This is a genomic window from Microbispora sp. NPDC088329 (assembly GCF_040685655.1).
Classification (GTDB): Bacteria; Actinomycetota; Actinomycetes; order Streptosporangiales; family Streptosporangiaceae; genus Microbispora.
The window spans coordinates 96528-110512 of the sequence record NZ_JBFBIP010000013.1 but is presented as its reverse complement, the minus strand read 5'-3'; the positions used below and the strand labels follow the sequence as shown (position 1 = coordinate 110512).

Annotated in this window: 13 protein-coding genes; 5 read left to right on the top strand and 8 right to left on the bottom strand. The window is 70.4% G+C overall.

Annotation, left to right across the window (positions count from 1 at the left end):
• The first annotated feature begins 9 nt into the window (after positions 1–9).
• The 5 genes from AB0O28_RS23785 to AB0O28_RS23765 all read left to right on the top strand — a co-directional run bounded on the left by AB0O28_RS23785 (position 10) and on the right by AB0O28_RS23765 (position 5741).
• A complete protein-coding gene (locus tag AB0O28_RS23785; RefSeq protein ID WP_363643593.1) occupies positions 10–843 on the top strand; it encodes a glycosyltransferase family A protein in 834 nt (277 codons plus the stop codon).
• On the top strand, positions 831–1889 hold the full coding sequence (locus AB0O28_RS23780; protein WP_363643591.1) for a glycosyltransferase family 9 protein: 1059 nt from the start codon (positions 831–833) through the stop codon (positions 1887–1889). The genes AB0O28_RS23785 and AB0O28_RS23780 overlap by 13 nt, the downstream gene beginning before the upstream one ends.
• 399 nt (positions 1890–2288) lie before the next feature.
• On the top strand, positions 2289–2744 hold the full coding sequence (locus AB0O28_RS23775; protein ID WP_363643589.1) for a DUF6220 domain-containing protein: 456 nt from the start codon (positions 2289–2291) through the stop codon (positions 2742–2744).
• Entirely contained in the window at positions 2741–4939 is a 2199-nt protein-coding gene (locus tag AB0O28_RS23770; RefSeq protein ID WP_363643587.1) for a multicopper oxidase domain-containing protein, read from the top strand. The genes AB0O28_RS23775 and AB0O28_RS23770 overlap by 4 nt, the downstream gene beginning before the upstream one ends.
• 157 nt (positions 4940–5096) lie before the next feature.
• Positions 5097–5741 carry a hypothetical protein gene (locus AB0O28_RS23765; protein WP_363643585.1) on the top strand — a complete coding sequence of 215 codons (645 nt, stop codon included), beginning with the start codon at positions 5097–5099 and terminating at the stop codon, positions 5739–5741.
• A gap of 113 nt (positions 5742–5854) precedes the next feature.
• On the opposite strand, the gene AB0O28_RS23760 is transcribed toward AB0O28_RS23765, so the two are convergent.
• The 8 genes from AB0O28_RS23760 to AB0O28_RS23725 form a co-directional block, all read right to left on the bottom strand.
• On the bottom strand, positions 5855–6676 hold the full coding sequence (locus AB0O28_RS23760; RefSeq protein WP_363643583.1) for a GNAT family N-acetyltransferase: 822 nt from the start codon (positions 6674–6676) through the stop codon (positions 5855–5857).
• A 97-nt stretch (positions 6677–6773) separates the two neighbouring features.
• Positions 6774–7631 carry a carbohydrate ABC transporter permease gene (locus AB0O28_RS23755; protein ID WP_363643581.1) on the bottom strand — a complete coding sequence of 286 codons (858 nt, stop codon included), beginning with the start codon at positions 7629–7631 and terminating at the stop codon, positions 6774–6776.
• Entirely contained in the window at positions 7628–8554 is a 927-nt protein-coding gene (locus AB0O28_RS23750) for a sugar ABC transporter permease (RefSeq protein WP_363643579.1), read from the bottom strand. Before AB0O28_RS23750 ends, AB0O28_RS23755 begins: the two co-directional genes overlap by 4 nt.
• Before the next feature lie 7 nt (positions 8555–8561).
• Positions 8562–9848 carry an extracellular solute-binding protein gene (locus tag AB0O28_RS23745; RefSeq protein WP_363643577.1) on the bottom strand — a complete coding sequence of 429 codons (1287 nt, stop codon included), beginning with the start codon at positions 9846–9848 and terminating at the stop codon, positions 8562–8564.
• Positions 9849–10219: 371 nt separating this feature from the next.
• Positions 10220–10819 (bottom strand): ATP/GTP-binding protein, encoded by a 600-nt coding sequence (locus AB0O28_RS23740; protein ID WP_363643575.1) that lies wholly within the window; start codon positions 10817–10819, stop codon positions 10220–10222.
• Positions 10800–11174 (bottom strand): DUF742 domain-containing protein, encoded by a 375-nt coding sequence (locus AB0O28_RS23735; RefSeq protein ID WP_363643573.1) that lies wholly within the window; start codon positions 11172–11174, stop codon positions 10800–10802. Before AB0O28_RS23735 ends, AB0O28_RS23740 begins: the two co-directional genes overlap by 20 nt.
• Positions 11171–11605 (bottom strand): roadblock/LC7 domain-containing protein, encoded by a 435-nt coding sequence (locus AB0O28_RS23730; RefSeq protein ID WP_363643571.1) that lies wholly within the window; start codon positions 11603–11605, stop codon positions 11171–11173. Before AB0O28_RS23730 ends, AB0O28_RS23735 begins: the two co-directional genes overlap by 4 nt.
• Complete coding sequence (locus AB0O28_RS23725) at positions 11602–13890, bottom strand: sensor histidine kinase (protein WP_363643788.1); 2289 nt, start codon at positions 13888–13890, stop codon at positions 11602–11604. The genes AB0O28_RS23730 and AB0O28_RS23725 overlap by 4 nt, the downstream gene beginning before the upstream one ends.
• Between the last annotated feature and the right edge of the window lie 95 nt (positions 13891–13985).

Genomic DNA, 13985 nt, shown 5'->3' with positions numbered 1-13985 from the left:
CAGCCGCCCATGTTCGCCCCGTCTGACCTGGATGTACTCGTGCCCACGAAGGACCGCCCGGGCGCGCTGGCCGTCACGTCGGCGGGCCTCGCGGCGCAGACCGTGTCCGGGTTCCGCGTCGTGGTCTCGGACCAGTCACACGAGCCGGTCGCCGACGATCCGCTGGTGGCGGCGCAGCTGCGCATCCTCGATCACCGCGACAGGCCGGTGGCCGTCCACCACCACGTGCCTTCGCGGGGCATGGCGGAGCAACGCGCGTTCCTGCTCGACCGGGCCGAGCGACGGCTGGTGCTCTACCTGGACGACGACGTCTGGCTGGAGCCGGAGGCGATCGAGGTCCTGCTGTCCGCGATGAGCGACCTGCGCTGCGGCTTCGTCGGCTTCGCCCTGCACGGCCTGTCCTACCGCGACGACGTGCGCCCCGCCGAGCTGGCGCCGTACGAGGAGTGGACGGACGGCGTGCGGCCCGAGCGGGTACGCCGGGAGTCGCCGGCCTGGCGTCGTCACACCCTGCACAACGCCGCCAACCCGCTGCATCTCGCTCGGAAACACCTCGGCTCGCCGCGCCCCGGGGAGTGGCGGCCGTACAAGGTGGCCTGGATCGGCGGCTGCGTGCTGTACGACCGGGAGCGGCTGCTGGAGTGCGGCGGCTTCGGCTTCTGGCGGTCGGTGCCGCCCCGGCACGCGGGCGAGGACGTCGCGGCGCAGCTGCGCGTCATGGAGCGGTACGGCGGCGCGGGCCTGCTGCCGAGCCGCGCCTATCACCTGGAACTGCCCACGACGGTCACCGACCGAAGAGCCGAATGCTACGACTACGTGTTCGACGCCGCATGGGCGCGCTGATCGAGGGGGTGCACCGCATCGCGGTGCTGCGGGCCAACGCCCTCGGCGACCTCGTCCTCGCGATGCCCGCTCTGGAGGCGCTCCGTCGGGCCTACCCGGCGGCCCGGCTGACCCTCCTCGGCACCCCGTGGCACGCCCGGTTCCTGGACGGCAGGCCGGGGCCGGTCGACGACGTCGTCGCCCTTCCGCCGATATCCGGGGTCTCGTCGGCGGCCGACGGCCACAAGGCGCCGGAAAGCCTGTTCGAGGAGCTGCGCGAGCGCCGGTTCGACCTCGCCGTGCAGATCCACGGCGGCGGGCGCAACTCCAACCCCTTCGTCAACGCGATCGGTGCCCGGGTGACGGCCGGCCTGCGCACACCGGACGCCGAACGGCTCGACCTGTGGGTGCCGTACGTCTACTACCAGCACGAGACGCTGCGCTACCTGGAGGTCGCCACGCTTGTCGGCGGAACGGCCGAGGTGTACGAGCCGAGGATCGCCGTGACCGACGCCGACCGCGCCGAACTCGCCCGCGTGTACGGCGAGCCGCCGCCCGGCCTGATCGCGCTGCATCCGGGCGCGAGCGACCCACGGCGGCGCTGGCCGGCGCGCGCGTTCGCGGAGGCGGCCGACCGGCTCGGCCGCCCGGTGGTGATCACCGGTGTCGAGAAGGAGCGAGAGGTGGCCGAGGAGGTCGCGGCGGCGATGCGGCGGCCCGCCGTCACGGCCGTCGGCACGCTCGGCGTCGGCGGCCTCTGCGCGCTTTACGAGCGGTGCGACCTGGTCATCTCCAACGACACCGGCCCCCGTCACCTCGCGGCGGCGGTCGGCACGCCCACCGTCGGCATCTACTGGTCGGGCAACCTCATCAACGCCGGGCCCCTCACCCGCACCCTGCACCGAGCCCTGATCTCCTGGACCGCGCGGTGCCCGGTCTGCGGCGTCAGCGGGCACGATCCCCGGGCGGGGCGGTGCCCGCACGACGAGTCGTGGGTGGCCGAGGTTCCGGTCGGCGATGTCGTCGAGCAGGCCGAGGAACTACTCTGGAACGGCGGCCGGAACTGACCCCGTGCTCGGCCGCACCGCACCGCACCCCGCTCCTACCCCGCTCCGACCGCGCACCGGCCGGCACCCCCTCGCCCCACCGCGCGCATCACCCCGGGCCGCCGCATCGACGATCACCCCGGTCTTTACCGTAAACCGGCCCGGGTGACCATACTCCCCTCGCGGTAGCGGCGGACGGCGCTGATCCCCCGGCGGTAGACACGAGAGCCTTCCGGTGTGCGACGACGCCGACGGCCCTCGGCGGCCATCATCGAGACGCCGCCAGGGGACGGAAGGTACGCGTGCCCGCGTACTCCCCCAGCGGTAGCCGACGTGTCTCTCGACGAGGGACGACGCCGCCGGCTCACGTGGGACAGGATTCCCGCGACCGCCATCCGCTGGAGGAAGGGAGCAAAGAGCGTGCGCAAGGTTTACGCCGTACTGGCGACGCTGATGTTCGTCGCCGCCATCGTGCAGATATATCTCGCGGCAGTCGGTGCGTTCGACAAGCCGCATGACGACTCGTCGTTCTCCCTGCACAGCATGAACGGCACGATGGTCATCCCCGTGGTCTCGCTGCTGGCCACCATCGCCGCGGCGATCGCCAAGGCGCCGGGACGCATGATCGGGATGACCATCCTGCCCATCGGTCTGGTCATCGTGCAGGAGCTGATCATCGCGGTCGGCGGCCTGTTCGACGACAGCACCGGCAACACCACGCCGCTCTCCCTGGCGATCCTCGGCCTGCATGCCATCAACGGCCTTGCGGTCGTGTTCGTCTCCGGTCACGTGTCCCGCGACGCGCGACAGTTCGCGTGGGCCAAGCCCGCCACGTCGGAGGCCGCCGCGGAGGGCCGTCCGGTTCGCGCCTCATGACGACCGACCGGCTCATGGCGCTCGACCTGGTCGTCTCGGTCCTGACCGTGGCGGCGTGGGTGGGCGCGGGCGTGGCCGCGGCGGCCCGCCGTCCGAGGACGGCCGCGGCCCTGTACGCCGTGGCCATGGTCGCGTCACTGGCCCGGATCGGGTCCGTCGTCGCGCTGTCCTGGGCCGGTTGGTGGTTCGTGCAGGAGAAGATCCTCGTCGCCCTGCCGCTTCTCGTCGCGGCGGGCGGCGTCGCCGCCGTGCTCGCCGGGCCGCGCCTGTTCTGCGCCGCCCGGCGGGTGAACCCCTCCCGGGAGGCGGACGCGGCCGGGCCGGGTGACTCCGCCGCCCCGCCCGCGCAGGACGCCGTCAGAGCCCCGGCGGTGGTGGTCTCCCTGCTCGGCGCCGGCTACGCGGCGGCGGCCGGAGTCGTGCAGACCTTCCTCATCGGATATCCGGCGGACGCGAGCTCCGCCCTCCTGCTCCTGGCCTTCGTCGCGGGGGCCGTGCTGGTGACCTGGAGAGCGATGAGCGCCCACGTTCCCAGGCTGCGGGTGGCGACGGCGGCGACCGCCGTGGCCGCCGTCCTCGGAGCGGTCCTCGCTTTCATTCCCCCCACGGAGGGGACCACCACGCAGGGAACCAGCGCGGAGGGAACCAACGCGGAAGGGATCAGCGCGGAAGGGATCAGTGCGGCGGGCGCCGCGCAGGCCCACGCGATGGGCGACACCGACGTGCGCGCCGCCCCCGGCACAGACACAGCCGCCGGCACAGACACGCACGCCGGCACACACGCCGACGCCCATTCCGGTGTGCACCCCGCCTCCCAGACTCACTCCGTCTCCGGGGAATCCGCCTCCGCCGTCGCGGGCCCCGACCGTCCGGTGACCGCGCTGCGCGGTCCGGCCGCGCCCCCACCGGGCGGCTCCGTGCGCCGGTTCGAGCTGACGGCCCGTACGGCGACCATCACGCTGTCCTCGGGACGCAAGGTGTCCGCGTGGACCTTCAACGGGCAGGTCCCCGGACCGCCGATCACCGCCGTTCAGGGCGACCTCATCGAGGTGCGGCTCCGCAACGCGGACATCACGTCCGGGGTGACGCTGCACTGGCACGGCTACGACGTGCCCTCGGGTGAGGACGGCGTGCCCGGCCTCACGCAGGAGGCCGTGCCGCCCGGCGGGGAGTTCGTCTACCGCTTCGTCGCCGCACAGGCGGGGACGTACTGGTACCACACCCACGAGGTGTCCGACCTCGGCGTCCGGATGGGGCTCTACGGCACGCTCGTCGTCACGCCGAAGGAAGGCGCGGCCGCCGGAACGGACCTCACCCTGCCCGTGCACACCTTCGGCGGCACGACGGTGACGGGCGACCGCGACCAGCCTCTGGCCCGGCAGATCGCGCCCGGCACGCCCGTACGGCTGCGCTTGATCAACACCGACAACACGCCGCATCGGTTCACCCTGGCGGGCACGCCGTACCGGCTCGTTGCGGTGGACGGGACGGACCTGAACGGCCCGGGCACGCTCGGCCGGACCGGCCTGCGGCTCGCGGCGGGCGGCCGGTACGACCTCGCGTTCACGATGCCGCCGGGCCCCGCCGTCCTGCGGATCGACGACCGCACCGACTCCGTACGGCTCACCCCGGCGAGCGGATCGTCCGGCGCGGACACAGGTGACGGGTCCGCCGGCGCCGCTCCCGCCGCCGGCGGTCAGACTGCGGACTGGCCGGACCTCGACCTCACCCGGTACGGCGCCCCGGCCCCGACGCCGTACACGGCCCAGAGCCGCTTCGACCGTAACTTCACGCTCGTCCTCGACCGGGGGCTGGCGCTGACGAACGGGCGGCCGATGTACGCGCACACGGTGAACGGCCTCGCCTTCCCCAACGTCCCCACGGAAGTCGTCAGGGAGGGCGACCTGGTCCGGCTGACCGTGGTCAACCGCGGCCGTGACATCCACCCCTGGCACCTGCACGGCCACCGGGTCCTCGTGCTCTCGCGCGACGGCCGCTCGCCCACCGGCAGCCCTCTGTGGCTCGACACCTTCGACGTACGGCCCGGCGAGGTGTGGGAGGTGGCCTTCCGCGCCACCAATCCGGGGCTGTGGATGAACCACTGCCACAACCTCAGCCACGCCGATCAGGGGATGATGCTGCACCTGGCGTACGAGGGGGTGACGTCGCCCTTCCACGGCGGGCACGGCGGGTGACTGAATCACCCTTTTCCCCGGTGTGCCGAGTAAAAAATCGAGGCGGGAAATCCTCACAGGTGTAAACGCTGGGTAATCAGATCAGAACTTCGGGTGAGCACCACTGGCCCGGGTCCCCCCGGCCGGGCGTGGGCGATGCCGACCGAAGGGAGAGATCGTGAGAGTGCCCAAGAGCATCGTTCCCGCTCTGGCGGTATGGGCCGCCGCGGGGTGGTTCGTCGTAGGCCACCCCGCGGCGGCCCTCGCGGGCCCGGCCACCTCGGCCGTCGCGAACCGGGCCGTGCCGCCCGGGCCCGGCGAACCCACCACCTCGGGACCGTACGGGCAGGTCGTGCACACTGCCTGGCAGGGGCCCGGTCTCGTGTGCGCCTACCGCCTGCGGGGCGTGCGCAAGGGCGGCTTCCTCAACGTCCGCGAGGGCGCCGGCATCCACCACGCCCCCGTCGCCAAGCTGCGGCCGGCCGACGGAGGTTTCTCCGGGGCCTGCACCGCCACCCACGGCTGGGTCGCGGTGAAGACGGCCGGTGGGACGTCGGGCTTCGCCGCCGCCCGGTTCCTCCACAGGCTCGACCTCAGCGGGCGGCCCTCGCTCTCGTGCGTCTACCGCCTGCGGCACGTGCGCAAGGGCAGTTTCCTCAACGTCCGCGAGGGCGCCGGCATCCACCACGCCCCCGTCGGCAGGCTCCTGCGGGCCGACGGGAACGTCGCGGGAGCCTGCGACGCCGCCCACGGCTGGGTGGCCGTGGACACCCCCGGCGGCGTTCCCGGATGGGCCTCCGCCCGGTATCTGCGGAGGCTGTGACCCGGGCCGGCATGCTCCGGCCCGTCCCATCCCCCCGGCCGCCGCCCTCGTCCCCGGTGTCCCCCTGGCCGGGGACGAGGGCCGCCGGCCCGCCAGGCCGTGCCCCGCACTCCTCAGCCGAGGTCGTGGTGGGGGACGTAGCGGTCGAGCCGCATGAAGTCCTCGCTGGTCATCAGCGTGTCCATGTCGCCGATGTGCCAGCCCTCGTCGAGCAGCAGGGGCAGCAGCGGATGCGTGCCGGGCACCGCCACGTGCACCGGGCCGGCGCCGGGATGGGCGTTCGCCGCCTCCAGCACGATGTCGGCGCAGTCCTGCGGGGTCGCGCCCCCGGCCGGCCCGATGACGACTCCGTCTCCGGCCGTTCTGGCGAACGCGTAGCCCGAGCCGCTGACGTGCAGGGTCACGCCGGGCAGCCCGGCGAACCACCTCAGCGTCGAGGCCCGGTCCCCGCCGCAGACGTGGGCGTCCATGGCCGCCGCCGCGCGGACGTCCGCCTCCCCCGGCGCCTGCCCGCTGTCTCGTGACGCGGGCCGGCCACCGAGCGGTCCCCGCTCGAGATACAGCAGCGGGCAGCGCGGGCGCATCCCGTTCCTGACGTACAGCGCGAACGCCCTCTTGTCGGCGGAGGCGAAGGTGACCGTGGGCGTGCCTTGCGGCAGCAGGCGGGACAGGATGGCACGGCCCACCCCCGACGACTGGTGGTCCGGCAGGACGAACAGGTCGCCGAGGTGCGTGACCGTCCCCCGGCGCAGCGTGCCGCCGAAACCCACGATCGTGCCGTCCACCTCGCCGACGACCACCGCACCGAACTCGCGTTCGGCGTCCACGAAGTCCGGCTGCTCCGGCCACATTCCCAGGAGGCCGAAGCTGTTCGCGACGGCGCGAAGACCGGGCATGTCGGCGTCGGCCGCGGGACGGACGATCGGCTCCGCCATCGGTGCTCCCCCCTGCGCTTCTCCCCTCGTTTCGTTCACCTTAGGGCGCGTTCGCCCTCACGTTCCCTCCGGGGCGCCGGAGGGGAACGTAATCGGGTCAGCCCTTGACCGCTCCCGCGGTCAGGCCGCTGACGAGCTGGCGCTCGGCCACGGCGTAGAAGCCGAGGGCGGGCAGCATCGCGACCACGATGTAGGCCATGACCTTCGCGACGTCGGTCGAATACTGTCCCTGGAACTGCTGGACCCCCAGCGGGATGGTGGACAGGCTGTCGTCGCTGAACACCACGAGCGGCAGCATGAACTGGTTCCAGCTGTTGACGACCGCGAGCACGGAGACCGTGGCGATCGCGGGGCGGGCCATCGGCAGCAGGATCCGCCAGAAGAAGCCGAACGAGGAGCACCCGTCGAGGATCGCCGCCTCCTCGATCTCTCCGGGGATGGCCCGGAAGAAGCCGCGCAGAATGATGATCGTCATCGGCATGCCGAAGGCGGCCTGCGGAAGGATCACGCCGAGCGGGTTGTCGAGCAGCCCGAACATGCGCAGCAGCACGAACAGCGGCAGGATCGCCACCGCGAACGGGAACATCAGCCCCGCCGCGAACATCGTGAACAGCGCCTCGCGCCCCCGGAAGGCGAAGCGGGCGAACACGAAGGCCGCCAGCGCGGACACCGCGACGACGATGAGTGTGGTCAGAGTCGCGATGTAGGTGCTGTTCCAGAGCATGCGCCAGAACGATCCCGATGCCAGCACGCCCGTGTAGTTCTCCGGCACCCAGGGGTCGGGCAGGCCGATCGGGTTGCTCGAAAGCTGCCGGGTCGTCTTGAAGCCGCCCAGCACGCCGTACAGCAGGGGGATGCCGACGAACAACGCCGTGATCACGACGATGGCGTGCAAGGACAGGCTGCGCAGCGGGCCGCCCGACGTGGGGGAATGCCTGCGGCGAATTGCGCTCATCTCTGGTCTCCCAGCACGGTGGAGGCTCCTTCGAGGTCACGGCGCATGACGTATCTCTGATAGAAGAGCGCGAACACGAGGCTGATGAAGAACATCACCACACTGATCGCGCTCGCGTAGCCGACCTGGAAGCGCTTGAAGCCGAACTGGAACATCGTGACGGCCATGGTCTCGGAGGAGTGCGACGGCCCTCCGCCGGTGATGATCCAGACCAGGTCGAACAGCTGGATCGCACCGATGACCGACAGGAACACGCTGATGCGGATCGTCGGGCCGAGCAGCGGCAGCGTGACGTAGCGGAAGGTCTTCCAGCCCGTCGCGCCGTCGATCTGGGCGGCCTCGGTGAGCTCCTTCGGGATGCCCTGGCGCCCGGCGATGTACAAGATCATGTGGAAGCCGAAGTACTTCCAGGTCATGACGATGAACAGTGACATCATGACCGTCGACGGGTCGGCGAACCAGTCGAGGGGGTCGATCCCGAACCAGCCCAGAATGTAGTTGGCCAGGCCGTCCGTGGGCTTCAGGATCATCATGAACAGGACTGCGGTGATCGCCTCCGACAGGACGTACGGGGCGAAGAACAGCAGGCGGAAGAACGCCCGGCCGTGGATTTTCTGGTTGAGCAGCATGGCGATGCCCAGCGAGAGGGGAAGCTGGATCGCCACCGAAAAGATGATCAGCAGTAGGCCGCGCCACAGGTCGCCCAGGAAGACCTCGTCCGCCAGCAGGCGGGTGAAGTTGGTCATGCCGATGAAATCGGTGGGCAGTCCCCGCATGCCGTTCCACTTGAACACGCTCGCGTAGAAGGCGAGCAGGATCGGCGCCACGACGAGCCCGAAGAAGAGCACGAGCGACGGCAGCAGGAACAGCAGGATTTTGGTGAACCCCCGGAGCCTGTGGCTCCGGGGTCTCGTCGTCTTCACGCGACAGTTACTCCGACTTCGCCGTTTCGGTGATGGCCTGCGTCACCTGTTCGGGCGTCTTGGTGCCGCCGATCAGCTCGGCCACGCTGTCGTTGACCTCCTGGCCGACGGCCGGCGGGTACGCCTGGTCGAGGTAGAGCTGGAACCCGGTGGCCCCGGCGAGGTTCTTGGCGACCACGCTCAGGTTCGGGTCGGTGACCGCGTCCTCCTCTCCCTTCAGCACCGGGAGCACGCCGCCGCTCGCGACCTGCTTGCGGTGCTCGGTGCTCTCGGTGAGGAACTTCAGGAACTCGATCGCCTCCGCCGGGGCGTCGGCGCCGATCGCGTAACCGCCACCGCCGCCGAAAGCGTCGGTGACCGCGCCCTTGCCGCCGTCGACCGCCGGGAACGGGAAGAAGCCGAGGTCGTCGCCGAGGCCCTTGCCTGCGTCCTTCTGGACCGCGGGCGCCCACTGGCCCATCAGCTCCATGGCGGCCTTGCCGTCACCCATCGTGGCGGCCTGGCCGCCCGGGTCGCCGTACGTCGCGCCGAGGTAGCCCTTCTGGAACGGCTGGAGGCCGGCCAGTTCCTTGAGCTTCTGTCCCGCCTGCACGAAGGCCGGACCCGTGAAGTCCTTGGTCTCACCGGCCTGCTTGAGGGCGTCGAGACCGCCGATCCGCATGGCGAGGTACGCCCAGTAGTAGTGCCCCGGCCACTTGTCCTTGCCGCCGAGGGCGATCGGGGTGATCCCGGCGTCCTTCAGCTTCTTGACGTCGTCGAGGAGCTCCGACCAGGTCCCCGGGGGCTGGGCGATCCCGGCCTTCTTGAACAGCGCCTTGTTGTACCAGAAGCCCACCATGCCGATGTCGTCCGGGATGGCGTACTGCTTGCCCTCGACCTTGTACGCCGACAGCGCGGCATCGGTGAAGGTGCCGAGCCAGGAGCCCGCGTCCCCGGTCAGGTCCTTCACCAGGCCCGCGTCGACCTGCTGGGCGAGCACACCGCCACCCCAGGTCTGGAAGATGTCCGGCGCCTTGCCGGACTGCGTGAGCGTCGTCAGCTTCGCCTTGAACGCCTCGTTCTCGTAGGGAACGTTCTTGATGGTGATATTCGGGTGCGCGGCCTCGAAATCCTTGATCGCCTGAACGCCGTAGGTCTTCAGGGGGTCCTTGGTCCAGATGTTCCAGAACTCGACCGTCACCTTGCCGCCGGCTGAGCTTTTGCTCTCGCCGTCGTCGCTCCCGTTGCCACCACATCCCCCGAGGACCAGTGCCGACGCCGCCAGGAGCGCCGCACCTCGCCGACTCAACTTCACGGTGGTTTCCCTTCTGGGTTCCGACCGAAACTTTCGGCTACTGTCCGATAGTTTCTGCGATGTGGCGTACGTTACAGCGGCGCTTCCGTTCAGATCAACGGCTGTTGTGTAGCTGTTACGCGCGGTCCACACCGAAAGGAAAGCGAGCCGCCTCGCGCGAAAGAATCCAGACAAACAGCCAACAATCCGGCGCATTTAACGGACGGCCGAAACCCGGATGAGGTCGTCGTCCATGCCGGACGGCCCGACGGGAACGGCGTCGTCCGGTCGATGACTCGGACATAACAGAAAAAGCGCCGCGCCCAGCATGAAAACTGGGCACGGCGCGAAGGAAACGTACGGCCTCGTGCCTGGGGAAGCCGCCGGAAAGGTCAGCGAGCGGCGGCGGTCGGGCGTTTCCCGTACGCGTGCTTGACGAGTTCGATCAGGACTTCCTTGCCCGATTCCCGCTTGCGCGCGTCGCACAGCATGATCGGCACGTCCTGACCGAGGTTGAGGGCGAGCTTGACCTCGTCCAGAGCGAAGACCGGGGCGCCCTCGAAGCAGTTGACCGCGACCACGAAGGGTGTGCCGCGCCGCTCGAAGTAGTCGACGGAGGGGAAACAGTCGGCGAGCCTGCGCGTGTCGGCCATCACGACCGCGCCGAGCGCCCCCTGCGCGAGCTCGTCCCAGACGAACCAGAACCGCTCCTGGCCGGGGGTGCCGAAAAGATAGAGGACGAAGTCCTGGCCGATGCTGATCCGGCCGAAGTCCATGGCGACCGTGGTGGTCGCCTTGGCCTCGATCCCGGACAGGTCGTCCACGCCGACGCTGCGGTCGGTCAGTGTCTCCTCCGTGCGCAGCGGCCGGATCTCCGACACCGCGCCGACCATCGTGGTCTTGCCGACCCCGAAGCCGCCGGCGATCAGCAGTTTGATCGCCTTCGGCATCTTCGGAGGCGTTTTCTGGGGGTCAGAGCGCCCGAAGGCCATCGAGCACCGCCTTGTACATCCGCTCGTCGAGCACGTCCATCTCCGGTTGAGGCTGTTGCACTGCCACGAAGCCCCGGTCGAAAAGATCACCGAGGAGGACCCGGACGATCCCCGCCGGCAGATCCAGATGGGCCGCGATCTCGGCCACCGACGTCGGCCTGCGGCACAGCCGCACGATCGCCTGGTGCTCGGGGTCCAGCCCGATCTCCGCTCCCGTGGTGGGCCGGAGCGTCACCGCGAGCGAGATGAGGTCGAAACGGTCCTGCGCCTCCGTACGGCCACGTGCGATCACGTACGGCCGGATGGTCGGCGCGTCGAGTAAGCGCTCCTCGTCCGGATTCCATTCGGAGTTCACAGGCGAACCTCGCTCCCCGTGGTCCGGTCGATCGTGGTCCGGGCGGGTGAGGTGAGGTACTGCCCGACCCGGACGACGAGCATGGCCATCTCGTACGCCACCAGGCCGACGTCGGCGTCTCCCGCGCACAGCACGGCCAGACAGGCGCCCTCGCCCGCCACGGTCACGATCAGGAAGGCCGACTTCATCTCCACGATGGTCTGCCGTACGGAGCCGCCCTGGAAGCGCTCGCCGACGCTTCGCGCCAGGCTCTGCAGGCCGGAGGCGACGGCGGACAGATGCTCGGCGTCCTCCACGTGAAGTCCCCGCGAGCCGGCCAGCAGCAGGCCGTCGGTGGACAGCACGATCCCGTGCTCGACCTCGCGGACCCGCGCGACGAGGTCGTCGAGCAACCAGGCGAGGTCCGCGGAGGCCGCGGTCTTCTGCGTCACAGGTTGTCCTCCTCGTCAGCCAGCAGCTTCGCCGCCTCGGATCTGCCGCGCCTCGTCCCCGACTGGAACGAGCCCATGATCTTGCGAATGTCCTCCGGCGAGCGGTCCTCTTCGTCCTCCGTCCCGCCCCGGCGCCTCGGCTCCTCGGCGAGTGCGGGAGCGAGGTTGGCCTGCGGCACCCGGAACGGCAGGCCCGACGGAGTGAACCCGGCCGTGGGCACGGGCTCGTCCGGCCCGTTGCCGCCGGACAGTCCATCGTCACCGGAGACCCCATCGCCACCGGGGAGCGGGGCGCTCGGCACGAGCCGGGGCGGCTCGGGAGCCCTCGGCACGGGAACCACCTCCTGAACTGGTTCGGGACCCGCTCCGGGCGCGCCGACCAGCGCGATCCTCCTGCCCCCGCGGCTCCGCCGCGCGAGACCGGAACCGGTTTCCTCCTCGGGCAGGTCCTCCCCGCCCTCGATGACGAGATCGCGCGGCAGCAGCACGACCGCGGTCGTGCCCCCGTACGGCGACGCCTTGAGCGACACCTTGATGCCGTGCCGCTCGGCCAGGCGGCTGACGACGTACAGGCCGAGCCGGGCGGTGCTCGACAGGTTGAACTCGGGCGGGTCGGCGATGCGCTGGTTGGTCGCCTCCAGGTCCTCGGCGCTCATCCCGAGGCCGCGGTCCTCGATCTCGATCGCGTACCCGCTGGCCACCGTCTGGCCGCCCACCTGCACCGTCGTGTACGGCGGGGAGAACGACACCGCGTTCTCGATCAGCTCGGCGAGCAGGTGGATGACGTCGCCGACCGCGCGTCCGTTGAGCGCGGTCTGCCCCATCGGTATCACGGTGACGCGGGTGTAGTCCTCGACCTCGGCCAGCGCGCCGCGCACGACGTCGACCATCGGCACCGAGCGCCGCCAGGCACGGGCGGGGGACGCCCCGGCCAGAACGATCAGATTCTCGGCGTTGCGCCGCATGCGGGTGGCGAGGTGGTCGATGCGGAACAGGTCCTTCAGCTCCGCCGGGTCCGACTCGCGCCGCTCCATGACGTCGAGCAGCGTGAGCTGGCGGTGCACCAGCGACTGCGTACGCCGGGCGAGGCTGAGCAGGATGTCGCGGATGCTCTGCCGGAGCTGGGCCTCCTCGACGGCGGTGCGGATGGCGGTTTCCTGCACGGTGTTGAACGCCGCGCCCACCTGGCCGATGACGTCGGGGCCGAAGTCCAGCGGCGGCGCCTCCGCCTTGACGTCGACCTTCTCCCCCTGCGCGAGGCGGGCGACCACGCCGGGCAGCCGCTCGTTGGCCAGTTCGAGCGCGGCCTCGCGCAGCTTCTCCAGCTGACGCACCAGCGCCCGCGCCGTGGTGACCGACAGGATGATCGACGCGATGACCGCCACCAGGCCGAGCACACCGGCCAGCAGGAGGCGGGCGACGACGGCGACCGACACGGACGTGGCCCGATCGACCAGCGCGTCACCCGCCTTGTGGACGGCCGCGATCCGCGCGTCCAGGGCCGCCTTGACCACCGGTGTCCACTGCTCGTAGGTGACCGGGGGGGCACCCTGCGCACGCCCCGTCTGCATGACGAGATCTTCCATTTGGCGCAGGCGAACGGAATTAGCGCTCTTGGCCAAGTCCTCGTGCGTTTGCATGTCCGCCCGCGGCAGCTCGGCCGTCCCGTCCATTGTGTAGAAGCGCTGGAGGCCGACCAACTGGACAAACTGCCTGGGCTGACCACCGCCGAACCGCCCGGCCGCGAGCGCGCCCGACAGCACCGCGTCCTCCTGCGACAGGAATTCGCGGGCCCGGTTCAGTTTCGTGATGGTCCGGGTGTCCTTGGCGATCTGCTCGTCATCAAGTACGGCCAGCGAGTCGTACATCCGGTAGAAGGAGTCGATGACCTCGGTGTACACGCCGATCGCCTGGAGGGCGTCTACTCGCCCCTCGTCGATCGCCTTACGGCCGGAACCCAGGTCATCGAGCTGGCGGAAGACCTCGGCGATGCGTTTGTCCAGCGCCTCACTTGACGCGAACTTGACGTCTCCGGCGCTGGCCAGGGCTCGGAACTCAGCCACCGCGGCGTTCGTGTGCGCGCGCTGGACGGCCAGCGTCTGGCGGTCGGCGAGTGACGGGTTGCCCACGTGAACCGCGGAAAGCCGTCGCTCCTGCTGTAGTTCGAGCAGGAGGGTCTCACCGGGTTTCACCAATCCGTTGTTGTAGACGGCCACCCACAGCAGGTTCACGCCATCCCGGACGGTCACCCAGGCGGCGAATGCCCACAGCGCTGTAAGCGACACCAGCAAGGCCGTGACCTTCGTTCGGACACGTGAATTGCGGAACCGCATAGACATTCACCCAGCAAATATCGAAGGGACCGCAGCGTGTATCCAGG

What these genes read in the sequence shown, in the direction of transcription:
- AB0O28_RS23770 (WP_363643587.1), top strand. Translation starts at nt 2,741, where the DNA reads ATGACGACCGACCGGCTCATGGCGCTCGACCTGGTCGTCTCGGTCCTG.
- AB0O28_RS23785 (WP_363643593.1), top strand. Translation starts at nt 10, where the DNA reads ATGTTCGCCCCGTCTGACCTGGATGTACTCGTGCCCACGAAGGACCGC.
- AB0O28_RS23740 (WP_363643575.1), bottom strand. Translation starts at nt 10,819, where the DNA reads ATGGCCTTCGGGCGCTCTGACCCCCAGAAAACGCCTCCGAAGATGCCG.
- AB0O28_RS23760 (WP_363643583.1), bottom strand. Translation starts at nt 6,676, where the DNA reads ATGGCGGAGCCGATCGTCCGTCCCGCGGCCGACGCCGACATGCCCGGT.
- AB0O28_RS23755 (WP_363643581.1), bottom strand. Translation starts at nt 7,631, where the DNA reads ATGAGCGCAATTCGCCGCAGGCATTCCCCCACGTCGGGCGGCCCGCTG.
- AB0O28_RS23780 (WP_363643591.1), top strand. Translation starts at nt 831, where the DNA reads ATGGGCGCGCTGATCGAGGGGGTGCACCGCATCGCGGTGCTGCGGGCC.